Consider the following 15,296-nt stretch of genomic DNA (forward strand, 5'->3'; position numbering starts at 1 on the left):
GCCTCACTCCTACAGGGATTGGGGTTACAGCAACAAACCGATTTGGGTTTTCTTCGGCAACTTGCTTACCACCAGTTGATGCGAACGCTGCAACAACTCCTTCAGTTCCTCGGCAGCCAACGGGTAGGGCGGATGCATGATGATCCACTGCGCCCGCGCCAGATACGGCGCCGGATGAATCCCCGGGCGGTCGCAATGACCGAGAAACAGATCCTTGTCGACCTTGAATGCCAACGAATCTCCACGCAGCCCCTGCAAGGCAAACATCTTGTTGCCGGCAATCGAAAACACCCGCACGCCACCCCATTTGTAATCTTCCCGAGCACCCGGCAATGCCAGGCAGAACGCCGCGACGTCGGCTTCGCTCATTTTTCCCTTGCTCATAACAACCGCTCCCCACAGGCATTGAACGACTCGACCAGATGATCGATCCATGCGCGCACCGCCGGCATCACCCCGCGTCGATGCGGATACACCGCTTGCAGCCAGCCGCCGGGCAGTGACCACTCGGGCAGCATCTGCACCAGCGTGCCGTTTTCCAGTTCCGCCTCGCAATACATCATCGGCAACAGGGTAAAGCCCTGACCGGCCAGCACGCAGGCCTTGCGTACGACAAAGTCATCGATGCCCAGGCGGGCTTCCATGTTCAGTTCGAAACTGTGGCCCTGCTGATCGAGCAAACGCACATGCACCATGCGATCGGCCTCCAGCGCCCCCAACACCGGCAGATTTTTCAGATCTTGCGGATGATTGATCGTCTGGCCTTGTAAAAACGCCGGGCTGGCGACCACGACCATTTGTGCCTGACGCAAACGCCGGGTCACCAGCAGCGGATCCTCATCACCGTGTTCACGCACGCGCAATGCGACATCAAAACCTTCGCCGACCAGATCGACCCGACGATTGAGCAGGACGACTTCCAGTTGCACCTGAGGAAATTTGCCGAGGAATTCGCTGATGACCCACGGCAACATTTCCCGGGCCAGACCGGTGGGGCAGGAAACGCGCAGGCGACCGCGCGGCTCACTGGACATGCTCGCCACCGCCTCATCGGCCATTTCCGCTTCCAGCAACATCGCCTGGCAGTGACGCAGATAACGTTCGCCAACGGCGGTGAGATTGAGTTGCCGGGTGGTACGTTGCAGCAAACGCGCACCGAGGCGTTCTTCCAGTTCGGCAATACGCCGCGACAGCCGTGACTTGGGAATCCCGAGCAATCGCCCGGCCGCAGCAAAACCGCCAGCCTCGACGACTTTGGCGAAATAATAGAGATCGTTGAGGTCTTGCATCGGTTAATTCCAACTGTTCTATCAGTGGGACAAACTATCGCATTTCAGGCGGCTAATCATCCATTGGTTTCTTGCGTAGGATTGTCTCCATTCCGTCGCCACCGGCGATTCCTTCCAGGAGATTCCACATGAAACTGCTGCATATCGATTCGAGCATTCTGGGCGACAACTCGGCTTCCCGTCAGTTGAGCAGCGAAGTCGTCAAAGCCTGGCAGGCCGCCGAGCCAAGCGCAGTCGTGACTTACCGCGATCTGGCCGCCGACGCTATCAGCCACTTCTCGTCGACCACCCTGGTCGCCGCTGGCACTACTGCTGAGCTGCGTAACGCCGCACAACAGCACGAAGCCGAACTGAGCGCTTCGACCCTGGCCGAGTTCATCGCCGCCGACGCCGTTGTTATCGCGGCTCCGATGTACAACTTCACCGTACCGACCCAACTCAAGGCGTGGATCGATCGCGTAGCAGTCGCCGGTCAGACCTTCCGTTACACCGAAGCCGGCCCTGAAGGCCTGTGCGGCGGCAAGAAAGTCGTGATCGTCTCCACTGCCGGCGGCATCCACGCCGGCCAAGCCAGCGGCATCGCTCACGAAGAATATCTGAAGCTGGTACTGGGCTTCCTTGGCATCACCGATATCGAAATCGTCCGTGCCGAAGGCCTGGCGTATGGCGAAGAAGTGCGCAACAACGCCATGACCGCTGCTCAGGCGAAGATCAGCGAGCAACTGTTCGCCGCCGCGTAAGGCTTGCGTAAAGAACAGCTGATGTTCAGGTAACCCCCAAAAAACTCTGTATTCTGGTTCCGCAAGGGGCGAATACGGAGTTTTTTGTTTCTGACTGTTACATAATCTGGCCCGGGTTATGCAGTCACACAATCAGTGTCTGAATGCATTGTCGTACCGGAACACCTAATCCCCGGGGGTTAAGGCCCGCAACGCAGCGGAACTTTCGATTGAGTAACAACAGGGTGGGGCATCCCATGATGCGTCTTTGTGCAGCGTTACTGATTTGCCTGCTCGGCGGCCTGAATTCAGTGCAGGCTGCGCCTGGGCGACACCCGGTGTGGAGCGTCGGCTACCACGAAATGACCTTTCTGGATCCGCTGGATCTGCAACCGATGCGCGCGATCGCCTTTTATCCCTCCAGCGACCGCGAACACATGAGCCTGCTCGAGGGTTATTCGGTCGAGGCTGGCGAAGACACCAAAGTCGCCATCGGCCGCTTCCCGATGCTGATGCTCTCCCATGGCAACACCGGCACGCCGCTGGCGCTGCATGACCTCGCGACCTCACTGGCACGCAAAGGCTTTGTCGTGGTCGCGGTGATTCACCCCGGCGACAACTCCAAAGACCACAGCCGATTGGGCACCCTGAGCAATCTCTATGGTCGGCCAATCCAGATTTCCGAAGCGATTACCGCCACGCTTGGCGACCGCATGCTCGCGCCGTACGTCAATGCCGATCAGGTCGGGGTGATTGGCTATTCGGCGGGCGGCGAAACGGCGTTGATCCTGTCGGGGGCGCAACCGGATCTTGATCGCCTGCGTCGTTATTGCCAGGAGCGTCCAGATGATCGTGATGCCTGCAACACGCAGGGTGAATTGATCGTTGATCGAGATGACCTGCAACCGGTCGCGGATCCGCGCGTTCATGCCTTGCTGCTGATGGCGCCGCTGAGCTTGAAGTTCGGCCGTCACACCTTGGCCGATGTGCATGTGCCGGTGCTGCTCTACAGCGGTGATGGCGACAAACTGGTCGCCTTCGACAAGAACGCGGCGGCGCTGGCGCGCAAACTGCCGACGGCGCCGGATTTCAAATTACTCGCCGGGGCAGGGCACTTCGTCTTTATGGCGCCGTGCAATGAAGAACAGATTCGCGCGATGCCGGCGTTGTGTACCGATGCTGATGGCGTGGATCGCGAGGATATCCATCGCAACCTGATCTCCGAGGCTGGACGGTTCTTCTCGCACACGCTGGGCAGACCAACCCGGGCCGGCATGCAAACCGCAGATCAATAACCCCGCAAATCCCCTGTAGGAGTGAGCCTGTTCGCGATAGCGGTTCATCAGAAAAGATTATGTCGACTGACACACCGCTATCGCGAGCAGGCTCACTCCTACAGGGGGCTGCGTCGGACTTCAGGTCGTTGCCCGGCGCTGGAGCAGCAAAGTCAGCCCCAGCCCAATCACCGACAACAGTGCCGCACTAAAGAAAATCCACGAATACCCCAGATTCAACGCCACCGCGCCCATCAACGGCCCGGCAATCGCCAGCGCCAGATCGAAGAACACCGCGTAAGCGCCCAGCCCGGAACCACGGCTGGAGCTGGGCACTTGCTTGATCGCCTCTACACCCAACGCCGGGTACACCAGCGACAAGCCAAACCCGGCCAATCCCGCGCCGATCAAGGCAAAAGCGGTGGACGGCGCCAGCCACAACAGCACCAGCCCGACGGTTTCTATAGTCATACAAGCAATGGCGGACCTGAACCCGCCGAAGCGACTGATCGCCGAGATAAACATCAGGCGCGACAGGATGAAGCACACGCCGAACACCGTCAGGCAGTACGCTGCGCCGGTCCAGCCACGGTTCAGGTAATACAAAGTGATGAAGGTGGTCAGCGTGCCGTAGCCGATCGAGGCCAGGGTCAGGCTGGCGCCATACGGGGCAATCCGTCCGAATACCGCCCAGAACGGCAGCCGTTCGCCGCGTATCACCGGCACCGAGGGTTTGTTGCGGATCAGTAGCAGCGCGCCTGCCGCCAGTACCGCCAGCGCGATGCCGAGGCTGGTAAAGCCGTAATCGGCGACCATCACCACACCCAGCGGCGCGCCAATGGCAATCGCGCCATAGGACGCGATACCGTTCCAGCCAATGGATTTCGCCGTGTGTTCGACACCCACTTGGCCCATGCACCAACTGATGGTGCCGACGCCGATCAAGCCCTGCGCGATACCGAGGAGCAAACGGCCGATGATCAGGATGATCAGGCTCGCCAGCGCAAACTCCTGCAGCAGTGTGGAAAGCAACGTCAGCAAGCCGCTGAGGACAATCCCCCACAAGCCATAAATGATCGCCCGTTTGGTTCCGAGCGTATCCGACATGCGTCCCGCCATTGGCCGGCTGAGTAGGGTGGCCAGGTATTGCGAGCCAATCACCAGACCGGCAATCACCGCGCTGAAACCCAATTGTTCATGCACATAACCCGGCAACACCGCAATCGGCAGACCGATGCAGAGGAACGCAATAAAGGTATAGAAAACGATGGAGACGATCTGCAGGGTGATCGCCATGGAGCTTTGCGGTGGCAGTTGCTGCGCAGACATGAGGACTCGTTCGCGGGCGGCGGTGGGAGAGCTCGCATCATGGCTTGGGCTTGAAATAAAAGAAAGCAGGCTAACTACTTTCCCTGAGGATCGATGTTGCTGCTGATGGCCCTATCGCGAGCAGGCTCACTCCTACATTTGAAATGCGAACCCTTGTAGGAGTGAGCCTGCTCGCGATGGTATCTGAACCAATGAATTTCTGACCGAACACATGCAAAAAGCCCCGTCACATGGACAGGGCTTTTCAGTTTCAACTGCTGTTTAGAACACGACGCCCTGACTACGCAGGTAGTCATCGTAAGTGCCGCTGAAGTCAGTCACGCCATCCGGGCTCAGCTCGATGATGCGCGTGGCCAGGGACGATACGAACTCACGGTCGTGGCTGACGAAGATCAGCGTGCCCGGATAGTTTTCCAGCGCCAGGTTCAGCGCCTCGATCGATTCCATGTCCAAGTGGTTGGTGGGTTCGTCCATGATCAGCACGTTCGGCTTTTGCAGAATCAGCTTGCCGAACAGCATGCGACCTTGCTCACCACCGGAAATCACTTTGACCGACTTGAGGATCTCGTCGTTGGAAAACAGCATGCGACCCAAAGTACCGCGAATCATCTGCTCGCCCTGAGTCCACTGACCCATCCAGTCGAACAGGGTGACGTCGTCTTCGAAGTCGTGCGCGTGGTCCTGAGCGTAGTAGCCCAGTTCCGCAGCGTCGGTCCACTTGATGCTGCCGGCATCCGGGGTCAGTTCGTTGACCAGGGTGCGCAGCAGGGTGGTTTTACCGATACCGTTCGGGCCGATGATCGCCACGCGCTCGCCGGCTTCAACCTGGAAGCTGAAGTCTTTGAACAGTGGTTTGCCGTCAAAGCCTTTGGCCATTTTTTCGACGATGACCGCCTGGCGGTGCAGCTTTTTGTTCTGATCGAAGCGGATGAACGGGCTCACGCGGCTCGAAGGCTTGACCTCGGCCAGCTGGATCTTGTCGATCGCCTTGGCGCGGGAAGTAGCCTGTTTGGCTTTCGAGGCGTTGGCCGAGAAGCGGCTGACGAACGATTGCAGCTCGGAGATCTGTGCTTTCTTCTTGGCGTTGTCCGACAGCAGTTGCTCGCGGGACTGGGTCGCCACGGTCATGTACTCGTCGTAGTTGCCCGGGAACAGACGCAGCTCGCCGTAATCCAGGTCAGCCATGTGCGTGCACACGCTGTTCAGGAAGTGACGGTCGTGAGAGATGATGATCATCAGGCTGTTACGCTGGGTCAGAACGTTTTCCAGCCAGCGAATGGTGTTGATGTCCAGGTGGTTGGTCGGTTCGTCGAGCAACAGCACTTCCGGATCGGAAAACAGTGCCTGCGCCAGCAATACGCGCAGTTTCCAGCCTGGCGAGACTTCGCTCATCGGGCCGAAGTGCTGCTCGATGCCGATACCCAGGCCCAGCAACAGTTCACCGGCACGGGATTCGGCGGTGTAGCCGTCCATTTCGGCGAATTCGGTTTCCAGCTCGGCCACGGCCATGCCGTCTTCTTCGCTCATTTCCGGCAGCGAGTAGATACGATCGCGCTCGGCTTTGACCTTCCACAGCTCTTCGTGACCCATGATCACGGTGTCGATCACGGTGAATTCTTCGTAAGCGAACTGGTCCTGGCGCAATTTACCCAGACGCACGTTCGGCTCGAGCATGACCTGACCGCCGGACGGGTCGAGGTCGCCGCCGAGGATTTTCATGAAGGTCGACTTGCCGCAACCGTTGGCGCCGATCAGGCCATAGCGGTTGCCCGCGCCGAATTTGACCGAAACGTTTTCGAAGAGCGGCTTGGCGCCGAACTGCATCGTGATGTTAGCTGTAGAGATCAAGAGTTATTCCTGCGAAGCATTCTGAGTAGCGAGGGTGCGGCTGCAGCGCTTGGCCCGAGTCGAAGTGCGCTGAAGCGGGAGAGTCCCGTCATCAACCAAGGGGGGCGCGTAAAGTTTGGCGGCGATTGTACTGGTCTGGCTCTCTAAACGATAGGGCGATCACGCCACGATTGCCGATTGGCGTCATCGCGGGACAGTTTTTCACAGTTGAAGATTCACTATCGGTTACAAACTGTGGCTAAAATGCCACCTTTCACCGAGCGTCCGGTAACGGCGCGGGCCAAGGACGTGCCATTTGTAATCAGACCACTGCATAAGACGCTGAGCCTCAGGCCGCCAGGCGCGCAGTTTGTTCACTTCTGACGTGTGACGATTTCCGTGAAACTCATCATTGCTGCTATTTATGTCATTTCCATTGCATACGTTCATTTGCGTGGGCGTGTGCGCCACAAGCTCGGTCGACAACTAAGCGACCACTCGACGTTTCTGGCGCCGATCAACTGCTTTCTTTATCTGTTTTCGAAGAAGCCGAACCAGCCGTACCTGGACCCGAGCGAGTTTCCTGACTTGAGCCCGTTGCAGGCACACTGGGAGGAAATCCGCGAAGAAGGGCAGAATTTGCTGCGTGCCGGCGAGATCAAGCGCTCTAACCAGTACGACGATGTCGGGTTCAACTCGTTCTTCAAAAGCGGCTGGAAGCGTTTCTACCTGAAGTGGTACGGCGAAAGCCATCCGTCGGCGATGAAGCTGTGTCCGCGCACCACCGAACTGGTGCAAAGCATTGGTTCGATCAAAGCCGCGATGTTCGCCGAGCTGCCACCGGGCTCGAAACTGGTGCGTCACCGTGACCCGTATGCCGGCTCGTATCGTTATCACCTGGGCCTGGACACGCCGAACGACGCCGGTTGCTACATCAACGTCGACGGTGAGAGCTACCACTGGCGTGACGGCGAAGCGGTGATGTTCGACGAGACGTTTATTCATTACGCCGAAAATACCACCGACAAGAACCGCATCATCCTGTTCTGCGACATTGAGCGCCCGATGAAGTACCGCTGGGCCGCCGCGTTCAACGCTTGGTTCAGCCGTACGGTGATGTCGGCTGCCGGCGCGCCGAACGATGCAGGCGACCGCACCGGCGGGATCAACCGCTTGTTTACGCGGATCTACAAGATTCGTCTGCGTGGCAAAGAACTGAAAAAGCGCAATCGCAAGCGTTACTACATGGAGAAGTGGGCGATCTTCGGTGGTTTGCTGGCGATCTTCATTCTGATCTGAGTTCCAGGCAGACGCTGCTGACGCCATCGCGAGCAGGCTCACTCCTACATTTGAAATGCGTTCCCCTGTAGGAGTGAGCCTGCTATCGATGACGGTCTCAAGGGCAACCAATCACTATCAGGAAGCCTTCTTGGTCTTCTTCGCCGGCGCAGATTTCGCCGTTTTCTCTGCTTTCGCTTTTGGCTTCGCCACCGCTTTCCCACCCAGACTGCGTTTAAGCAGCTCGGTCAAATCGATAACATCGGCTGTCTTGCGCTCTTCCTCGCCGCCCACCGACTCAACATCCTCGATCTTGCCTTCATGGGCCTTTTTCTCGACCAGAGCCATGATCTTGTCTTCGAACTCATCCTTGTAATCCTCGGGCTTCCAGTCCGCGCTCATGTCCTGCACCAACCGTTTGGCCATGTCCAGTTCACCCTTGGCCAGTTGCGGCTTGGTCACTTCGCTGCCCAACTCCAGCTCATCGAGGCTGCGCACCTCTTGCGGCCAGCGTAACTTCACCAGCACCAAGGCAGAATCCAGCGGCATCAACGCCGCGAGGTACTGGCGCGTATGCAGCACTACGCGGGCGAGGGCGACCTTGTTGGTTTTGCTCAGGGTTTCACGCAGCAATGCGTAAACCTTGCCGCCGCGTTTGTCGGGTGCCAGGTAGTAGGGCGTGTCGATGTTCTGCAGGGGAATCTGTTCGGCATCGACAAAGGAAAAGATGTCGATGGTCTGCGTCGATACGGGATGCGCCGAGCGAATCTCTTCCTCGCTCAGCACCACATAGCGGCCCTTTTCATAGGCCACACCTTTGACGATGTGCTCCTTGGTGACTTCTTTGCCGGTGACCTTGTTGACCCGTTTATAACCGACAGGATCCATGCTGCGGCTGTCGAGCCAATCGAAATCGACGCCCTGCGACGAGGTCGCCGAGACCAATGCGACAGGGATGTGCACCAGTCCGAAACTGATTGCGCCTTTCCAGATTGCCCGAGCCATGGTGAGTTCTCCGAGTGATGATCGGATGACCTGCGGCTGTGACTGAAAGTTTCCCCGAAATGCGCGGGTTTACAGGGACTCGGTCAAGCCGTGTTACATGTTGTTTAAGGCTTGCGGGTTAACAAATCCGAACCCTGAGCGTAGCGTGGACTCGAAGGCTCTATCCCCGGCCCATCGAGAGGCAGCGTCATGAACCGAATTCTGCTTGGCATCGTCGTCCTGACCCTCAGTGGTGGTCTGGTTCATGCCGACGTCCTGTTGGCGCAAAGCCCCACCGGCAATAGCAATAACCCCTACAACAGTCCGATCCGCCGGGCCAATCCGAACAGCATGCAGGGCACTCAGCCCAGCGCTCCACCCATTCGGGGACCGAGCACTGTACCGACGCCGCGCCAGCCTACGGTCGAGAACCGAGGCATTGGTAATGGCCAGCCGATCCGCTCGGTGCCGAGCACGCCGCCCACGTTCATTCCCAACCCACCTTCGCGCAGCGGAGACAGCAACCGTTGAGCGGCAGAACTGAGGTTCTGCCGGCCCTGCAAACGAACAAAAGGAATCGTGCATGTTGCGTAAAACCGTTCTAGCCACACTGTGTGCCGGCGCGCTGATCAGCGCGGCGGCCTTTGCCGCCGCCCCCAAAGAGCTGCAAAGCGAGCAGGGCACCCTCGAAGTCACGACCATCACCGCAGGCCTTGAGCATCCTTGGGCACTGGCGTTTTTACCGGATCGCCAAGGCATGCTGGTCACCGAGCGTCCGGGTAATCTGCGCGTGGTGGCCGCCGACGGCAAACTGTCGGCGCCGATCTCCGGTGTGCCGCAGGTCTGGGCCAAGGGGCAGGGCGGGTTACTCGATGTCGCGCTGTCACCGGACTTCAAACAGGATCGTCTGGTCTATCTGTCCTATGCCGAAGGTGGCGGTGCCGGCGACAAGGCCGGCACCGCTGTGGGGCGAGGACGGCTCTCGGATGACTTGAAGACGCTGAAGGATTTCAAAGTGATCTTCCGCCAGGAACCGAAGCTTTCGGTCGGCAATCACTTCGGCTCACGGCTGGTGTTTGATCGCGACGGTTATTTGTTCATTACCTTGGGTGAGAACAACGACCGGCCGACCGCGCAGGATCTCGACAAGCTGCAAGGCAAGGTCGTGCGCATCTACCCGGACGGCAAGGTGCCGGATGACAACCCGTTTGTTGGTCAGTCCGGCGTACGCCCCGAGATCTGGGCCTACGGCCTGCGCAACCCGCAGGGTGCGGCACTCAATCCATGGACCGGCACGCTATGGGAAAACGAGCACGGCCCGCGCGGTGGCGATGAGGTGAACATCATCGAGCGCGGCAAGAACTACGGTTGGCCTCTGGCGACCCACGGCATCAATTATTCGATGCAGCCGATCCCCGAAGCCCAGGGTAAAACCGCAGAAGGCACCGTGGCACCGCACCATGTCTGGGAGAAGTCGCCGGGCGTCACCGGCATGGCGTTTTACGATGCGGATCGCTTTAAACCGTGGCAACACAATGCGTTTGTCGGCGCCTTGGTGACTCAGGAACTGATTCGTTTGCAGTTCGATGGCGACAAGGTTGTGCACGAGGAGCGTTTGCTAGGTGAACTGAATCAGCGGATTCGCGATGTGCGGCAAGGGCCGGATGGTTATCTGTATGTGCTGACCGATGAAGAGAAAGGTTCACTGTACAAAATCGGCCTGAAGCCCGAACTTTAAAGAAGATTCCCCCTGTAGGAGCTGTCGAGTGCAACGAGGCTGCGATCTTTTGATCTTGTTTTCAAGATCAAGATCAAGATCAAAAGATCGCAGCCTGCGGCAGCTCCTGCATGTGGAGGTTTACGTTTCGCGGGAATACAGCACTACTGCAGCACGCAATTTACCCCGGCCAAACCGGCACATTTTCTCGAACTCCCCATGACTCACCGGCACATGCTGGCAATCCATGGGCTGTCGATGCTGGCTGTGGTCAACATCCGGGTCATGCAGGTAAACGAAGTCTTCGTCGCAATCGGTCACGATCACCCAGTGCGGCGATTTGGAGCGGGTCAGTCGATAGCTGCTGATCAACACCAACGGCTGTCCACCGGCATCCAGCAGTCGCGGCAGATCCAGCAATGCACCGATCACGCACTCGACATCGGTCTCTTGCAATTGCGCCGTAAACTCTTCGTGGACCAGGCGCATGACGTCTTTTTTATGCGCGTCACGCACACCGTCGAGGAACAGCGGCCCACTCATGCTCAGCGCCATACGCACGCGAAATCCCCGACGCCACGCCGCCAGTGCCAATCCCTGCGGGCTGCAACCGCCATGGCCGGAGGTCATGAACACCGTCGTTGCTTCCCGCCAGACCTGCAACTCTTCCCGACGCTCCAGCAAACGCTCCGATTGCAATGCGCCCATGGCCATCAACAGACACGCCGGGCCACAGGTGAAATCGGTGGTTTGCGGGTAGTAAGGCACCTTGATGCTGCGTGAATCACGGTGCTGGAGAATGCGTTTCTCCAGACGCAGCGCATCGCCGTGGTCTTCGTAGTAATCGTGAATCAGGGCAAAACGCCGGTAGCCATTGCGCTCGTACAGCGCGATGGCCGCAGGGTTGTCGAGGCGCACTTCCAGGCGCAGGTACGCGCAGTCATGTTCCAGGGCCATCGCTTCAATGCGCTGCAGCAATGCCTTGCCCAGGCCCGTGCCGCGCGCCTCGACGGCGATGGCGATGGAATACAGCCGCGCGAGCGAAGTGCCGCGATGAAACAACACCAACGCATAACCCAACAATTGACCGTCGTACTCCGCCACCAGCAACTGCCCGTGAGCACGGGTGATCATCCACTGAAAGCTGCGACTGGTGAGCCGGTCCGTGGTGAAACATTGCATTTCCAGTGCCAGCAACGCCGGCAAGTCTTCAACTACCGCCAAACGAAAAACAGCCTTCATATGACCACCGTAAAAGTTGCGTAACGAAACGAGACTTTCAAAAAACTTCGTGCTTAATAGAAAAGGTCTTGTTCTCCAACGGATCAATCTCTATGTCAGCGGTACAGGGTCATTGGCGCGAAGTATCCGAGCAAAGTTTGCCGGCGGCAACTTATTTAAAATCAGCGATTAAAACATCCAGTCAGGTTTTGATTATTGTCGAGCGCAAGGAAGACTGGGCCTCATATTTCCCCAGCGAAGACATCCTGACGGCGCAGGAATACCTCGAGCACAGCTGTGACAGCGAGCCGGGCAAGCGCGTGCAGGTGATCAATCTGTGCCGCAGCTACAAGTACCTGGGCCACGGTTACTACTGCTCGTTGCTCGCCGAGGCGCGGGGGCACAAGGTGATTCCGTCGGTGCGAACCATCAGCGAACTGACAAAAAAATCACTGTACGGTCTGGCATTGGACGATCTCGATAAAACCCTTGAGAAAGCCCTCAGTCATCATCTCTACAGTGATACCGAAGGCTTTACTCTGACCCTGTATTTTGGCCGGACCCATATCGAGCCATTACAGGATCTGGCCCGGCAGTTGTTTGAAGTGTTTCCCTGTCCGATTCTGTTAGTTGAGTTTCGCCGAACTAACGGATGGCATATTGAAGGCATCAAGTCCGGTGCCTTGCACAAGTTGCGCGACGATCAGGAAGATCAGTTTGCCAATGCGCTGGACGGTTTCAGCCGTAAAGTCTGGCGAATGCCGCGCTCGCCACAAGTAGCGCGCTACGACCTGGCGATTCTGCATGATCCGCAGGAGGCGTTGCCGCCGTCCAACGCCAAGGCACTGGCGAACTTCGTCCGGGTCGGCAAAACCATGGGCATCGACGTTGAACTGATTGAACGCAAGGATTACGCACGTCTCGCCGAGTACGACGGTTTGCTGATCCGTGAAACCACCAGCGTCGACAACCACACTTATCGCTTCGCCAAGAAGGCCGAAAGTGAAGGGCTGGTGGTCATGGATGACCCAACGTCGATATTGCGCTGCACCAACAAGGTTTACCTGACCGATCTGCTCAACAGCCATCAACTGGGCATGCCCGCCACCGAAATCCTCTACAAGGAGCGACCCGAAGACTTCGAGCGGGTAGGCGAGCGCCTCGGCTTTCCGCTGGTGCTGAAGATTCCCGACGGCTGTTTTTCCCGCGGCGTGATCAAGGTCGAAAGTCAGCAAGCGCTGCTTGAGGCGACCGCCGAATTGTTTGAGCACTCGGTGTTGCTGCTGGCTCAGGAGTTTTTCTACACCGAGTACGACTGGCGCATCGGCGTGCTCAATCGCAAACCGATCTTCGCCTGCCAATACTTCATGTCCAAGGGCCACTGGCAAATCTACAACCACAAGGCCAAAGGTCAGGACGTCAACGGCGAATGCCGCACGATGGCGATCCACGAGGCGCCGCGTGCGGTGGTGGAGCTGGCAGTGAAGACCGCCAATCTGATTGGCGACGGCCTCTACGGTGTCGATCTGAAGCAGGCCGGCGACAAAGTGGTGGTGATCGAAGTCAACGACAACCCCAACCTCGACGCCGGCATCGAAGACGCCTATTTGCACGACGATCTGTACTCACTGGTGCTGGAAGAGTTCGTGCGCCGCCTGGAACTCAAGCGTCGCGGCCAGGCCTGGTGAGGCGCCGATGATCAACAGCTTCGCACTGAGCCACGGCGCCCTGCAGCGGGTCGAGCGACTGGACGCCGAGGTGATGCTGTTCAGCAACCCCGATGCCGCCGAGCGCGACTTGCTGCACAGTCATTTCAAGGTCGATGAACACGCATTGGCGTCAGCGCTGGACCCGGATGAGGTGTCGCGCATCGAGTTTCATCCCGACCATTTGTTTCTGATCTGGAAACGCCCGGAAAACTACTCCGGTGGCGGCAGCCTGGCATTTGAAGTGTCGTCCTGCGGATTGCTGTTTGCCCCCGGACAACTGCTGGTGATCGCCACCGACGACACGCCGCTGCACGGCCTCGGCACTCGCCAGCCGTTGAACACGCCGCTGGATGTGTTGCTTGATTTGCTGTTCAGCAATATCCATCACTACCTCGGGCACCTGAAGGTGATCAAACTGGTCGCCCGCGAACTGCAGCAGAAATTCAACCACTCGATGCAGAACCAGCATCTGGTGCAGATGTTCAACCTCAGCGAAAGCCTGATCTATTACATCAACGCGCTGCACAGCAACGGCGCGGTCCTCACGCGCCTGCGCAATCATGCCGAGAAACAGCATTTCGGCAGTGAAGCGCTCGGCCTGATTGACGATCTGATCATTGAGAACAATCAGTGCTACAAGCAGGCGGAAATCTACTCGACGGTGTTTTCCGGGTTGATCGATGCGCGCGGCAATCTGATGAACAACAGCATGAACAACCTGCTGCGCAAGCTGACGTTGATCAACGTGGTGTTTCTGCCGTTGAACCTGATTGCGAGCATTGGTGGCATGTCGGAGTTCAGCATGATGACGGCGGGGACGCCGTGGTGGATTTCTTATCCGCTGTTTCTGGCGGTGATGTTGTTGGGGGCGGGGGGGATGATGTTTGGGTTGCGGCGTTTGGCTCGATGAGTGGGGTTGTGCAATAACCCGGGTAGGAGCTGCCGAAGGTTCGGGCCGCGATCGGACGATCTTTTGATCTTGGCTCTTAAAAACAAAATCAAAAGATCGCAGCCTTCGGCAGCTCCTACAGGGGAGAACGCGCACTGCAGTCCCGCATTTGGCCGAACCGCCGCCGTGATGCCTTGTTATAGTTCGGGCCTCATTTTCTGCCCGGTAAAGGATCACTGCCATGACTCAATACTCCGCCTTCAACGTCGAACTGGCCGACAACATCGCCCATGTGCAGATCAATCGCCCGGAAAAGATCAATTCGATGAACGCGGCGTTCTGGAGCGAGATCGTCGAGATCTTCCAGTGGGTCGACGACACCGACGAAGTGCGCGTGGTGGTGCTCAGCGGCAACGGTAAACATTTCTCCTCCGGCATCGACCTGATGATGCTCGCCGGCGTCGCCAATGAACTGGGCAAGGACGTCGGCCGCAACGCGCGCCTGCTGCGTAAAAAAATTCTGACCCTGCAAGCCTCGTTCAACGCCGTCGACAACTGCCGTAAACCGGTGCTTGCGGCCATTCAAGGTTATTGCCTGGGCGGCGCCATCGATCTGATCGCCGCGTGCGACATGCGCTATGCCGCCGAAGACGCACAATTCTCGATCAAGGAAATCGATATCGGCATGGCCGCCGATGTTGGCACTTTGCAACGGTTGCCACGGATCATCGGTGACGGCATGCTGCGTGAACTGGCTTACACCGGTCGCACTTTTGGCGCCGAAGAGGCGCGCAGCATCGGTCTGGTCAATCGCGTCTACAGCGACAAGGACGCGCTGCTCGAAGGTGTGCTGGACATCGCCCGCGAGATCGCTTCGAAATCGCCGATCGCGGTCACCGGCACCAAGGAAATGATCAGCTACATGCGCGACCATCGCATCGACGACGGCCTCGAATACGTTGCCACCTGGAATGCCGCCATGCTGCAATCCACCGACTTGCGCGTGGCCATGGCTGCCCATATGAGCAAACAGAAACCCGAATTCCTGGACTGAGAAACC

14 protein-coding genes are annotated in these 15,296 nt (G+C 58.2%); 8 read left to right on the forward strand and 6 right to left on the reverse strand.

Going from position 1 to position 15,296, the window contains the following annotated elements; all coding sequences use genetic code 11:
• Positions 1-24: 24 nt before the first annotated feature.
• Both ACM6JQ_RS16015 and ACM6JQ_RS16020 read right to left on the reverse strand, forming a co-directional pair.
• Complete coding sequence (locus ACM6JQ_RS16015; RefSeq protein ID WP_007914790.1) at positions 25-384, reverse strand: MmcQ/YjbR family DNA-binding protein; 360 nt, start codon at positions 382-384, stop codon at positions 25-27.
• Positions 381-1,289 (reverse strand): LysR substrate-binding domain-containing protein, encoded by a 909-nt coding sequence (locus tag ACM6JQ_RS16020; protein WP_095113263.1) that lies wholly within the window; start codon positions 1,287-1,289, stop codon positions 381-383. Before ACM6JQ_RS16020 ends, ACM6JQ_RS16015 begins: the two co-directional genes overlap by 4 nt.
• Positions 1,290-1,417: 128 nt before the next feature.
• On the opposite strand from ACM6JQ_RS16020, the gene ACM6JQ_RS16025 reads away from it, so the two are divergent.
• Both ACM6JQ_RS16025 and ACM6JQ_RS16030 read left to right on the forward strand, forming a co-directional pair.
• Positions 1,418-2,029, forward strand: coding sequence for an FMN-dependent NADH-azoreductase (locus ACM6JQ_RS16025; protein ID WP_007914786.1), 612 nt, complete (start codon positions 1,418-1,420; stop codon positions 2,027-2,029).
• A gap of 236 nt (positions 2,030-2,265) precedes the next feature.
• Entirely contained in the window at positions 2,266-3,303 is a 1,038-nt protein-coding gene (locus ACM6JQ_RS16030) for an alpha/beta hydrolase family protein (protein ID WP_095113262.1), read from the forward strand.
• A 120-nt stretch (positions 3,304-3,423) separates the two neighbouring features.
• On the opposite strand, the gene ACM6JQ_RS16035 is transcribed toward ACM6JQ_RS16030, so the two are convergent.
• Together ACM6JQ_RS16035 and ACM6JQ_RS16040 are read right to left on the reverse strand one after the other, a co-directional pair.
• Positions 3,424-4,611, reverse strand: a complete 1,188-nt coding sequence (locus ACM6JQ_RS16035; RefSeq protein ID WP_414894173.1) for an MFS transporter — start codon at positions 4,609-4,611, stop codon at positions 3,424-3,426.
• 261 nt (positions 4,612-4,872) lie between these two features.
• On the reverse strand, positions 4,873-6,459 hold the full coding sequence (locus ACM6JQ_RS16040; protein WP_007914779.1) for an ABC-F family ATPase: 1,587 nt from the start codon (positions 6,457-6,459) through the stop codon (positions 4,873-4,875).
• 378 nt (positions 6,460-6,837) lie between these two features.
• Here ACM6JQ_RS16040 and lpxO point away from each other — a divergent pair, with 378 nt between their 5' ends.
• Positions 6,838-7,737, forward strand: a complete 900-nt coding sequence (lpxO, locus tag ACM6JQ_RS16045; protein WP_007914777.1) for a lipid A hydroxylase LpxO — start codon at positions 6,838-6,840, stop codon at positions 7,735-7,737.
• A 117-nt stretch (positions 7,738-7,854) separates the two neighbouring features.
• Here the strand turns inward: lpxO and ACM6JQ_RS16050 are convergent, their stop codons facing one another.
• A complete protein-coding gene (locus ACM6JQ_RS16050; protein ID WP_414894174.1) occupies positions 7,855-8,721 on the reverse strand; it encodes a Ku protein in 867 nt (288 codons plus the stop codon).
• Between the two features lie 189 nt (positions 8,722-8,910).
• Here ACM6JQ_RS16050 and ACM6JQ_RS16055 point away from each other — a divergent pair, with 189 nt between their 5' ends.
• Positions 8,911-9,231, forward strand: a complete 321-nt coding sequence (locus ACM6JQ_RS16055; RefSeq protein ID WP_077572772.1) for a hypothetical protein — start codon at positions 8,911-8,913, stop codon at positions 9,229-9,231.
• 52 nt (positions 9,232-9,283) lie between these two features.
• The gene (locus ACM6JQ_RS16060; RefSeq protein WP_414894175.1) at positions 9,284-10,438 is read left to right on the forward strand and encodes a PQQ-dependent sugar dehydrogenase; all 1,155 of its coding nucleotides are present in this window, start codon (positions 9,284-9,286) and stop codon (positions 10,436-10,438) included.
• Positions 10,439-10,558: 120 nt separating this feature from the next.
• On the opposite strand, the gene ACM6JQ_RS16065 is transcribed toward ACM6JQ_RS16060, so the two are convergent.
• Positions 10,559-11,659, reverse strand: a complete 1,101-nt coding sequence (locus ACM6JQ_RS16065; RefSeq protein ID WP_414894176.1) for a peptidase C39 family protein — start codon at positions 11,657-11,659, stop codon at positions 10,559-10,561.
• A gap of 92 nt (positions 11,660-11,751) precedes the next feature.
• Between ACM6JQ_RS16065 and ACM6JQ_RS16070 the strand changes: the two genes are divergently transcribed.
• From ACM6JQ_RS16070 to ACM6JQ_RS16080, 3 genes are all read left to right on the forward strand, one after another.
• Complete coding sequence (locus ACM6JQ_RS16070) at positions 11,752-13,326, forward strand: RimK family protein (RefSeq protein WP_095113257.1); 1,575 nt, start codon at positions 11,752-11,754, stop codon at positions 13,324-13,326.
• A 7-nt stretch (positions 13,327-13,333) separates the two neighbouring features.
• Entirely contained in the window at positions 13,334-14,257 is a 924-nt protein-coding gene (locus ACM6JQ_RS16075) for a magnesium transporter CorA family protein (RefSeq protein WP_007914763.1), read from the forward strand.
• A 220-nt stretch (positions 14,258-14,477) separates the two neighbouring features.
• Positions 14,478-15,290 carry a crotonase/enoyl-CoA hydratase family protein gene (locus tag ACM6JQ_RS16080; protein WP_007914761.1) on the forward strand — a complete coding sequence of 271 codons (813 nt, stop codon included), beginning with the start codon at positions 14,478-14,480 and terminating at the stop codon, positions 15,288-15,290.
• Positions 15,291-15,296 lie beyond the last annotated feature (6 nt).

This window comes from Pseudomonas sp. IT-232MI5 (assembly GCF_949767845.1).
Classification (GTDB): domain Bacteria; phylum Pseudomonadota; class Gammaproteobacteria; order Pseudomonadales; family Pseudomonadaceae; genus Aquipseudomonas.

Bases quoted from the DNA above. Each gene is read 5' to 3' on its own strand.
- ACM6JQ_RS16015 (WP_007914790.1), bottom strand. From the start codon at position 384: ATGAGCAAGGGAAAAATGAGCGAAGCCGACGTCGCGGCGTTCTGCCTG.
- ACM6JQ_RS16020 (WP_095113263.1), bottom strand. From the start codon at position 1,289: ATGCAAGACCTCAACGATCTCTATTATTTCGCCAAAGTCGTCGAGGCT.
- ACM6JQ_RS16025 (WP_007914786.1), top strand. From the start codon at position 1,418: ATGAAACTGCTGCATATCGATTCGAGCATTCTGGGCGACAACTCGGCT.
- ACM6JQ_RS16030 (WP_095113262.1), top strand. From the start codon at position 2,266: ATGATGCGTCTTTGTGCAGCGTTACTGATTTGCCTGCTCGGCGGCCTG.
- ACM6JQ_RS16035 (WP_414894173.1), bottom strand. From the start codon at position 4,611: ATGTCTGCGCAGCAACTGCCACCGCAAAGCTCCATGGCGATCACCCTG.
- ACM6JQ_RS16050 (WP_414894174.1), bottom strand. From the start codon at position 8,721: ATGGCTCGGGCAATCTGGAAAGGCGCAATCAGTTTCGGACTGGTGCAC.
- ACM6JQ_RS16055 (WP_077572772.1), top strand. From the start codon at position 8,911: ATGAACCGAATTCTGCTTGGCATCGTCGTCCTGACCCTCAGTGGTGGT.
- ACM6JQ_RS16060 (WP_414894175.1), top strand. From the start codon at position 9,284: ATGTTGCGTAAAACCGTTCTAGCCACACTGTGTGCCGGCGCGCTGATC.
- ACM6JQ_RS16065 (WP_414894176.1), bottom strand. From the start codon at position 11,659: ATGAAGGCTGTTTTTCGTTTGGCGGTAGTTGAAGACTTGCCGGCGTTG.
- ACM6JQ_RS16070 (WP_095113257.1), top strand. From the start codon at position 11,752: ATGTCAGCGGTACAGGGTCATTGGCGCGAAGTATCCGAGCAAAGTTTG.
- ACM6JQ_RS16075 (WP_007914763.1), top strand. From the start codon at position 13,334: ATGATCAACAGCTTCGCACTGAGCCACGGCGCCCTGCAGCGGGTCGAG.
- ACM6JQ_RS16080 (WP_007914761.1), top strand. From the start codon at position 14,478: ATGACTCAATACTCCGCCTTCAACGTCGAACTGGCCGACAACATCGCC.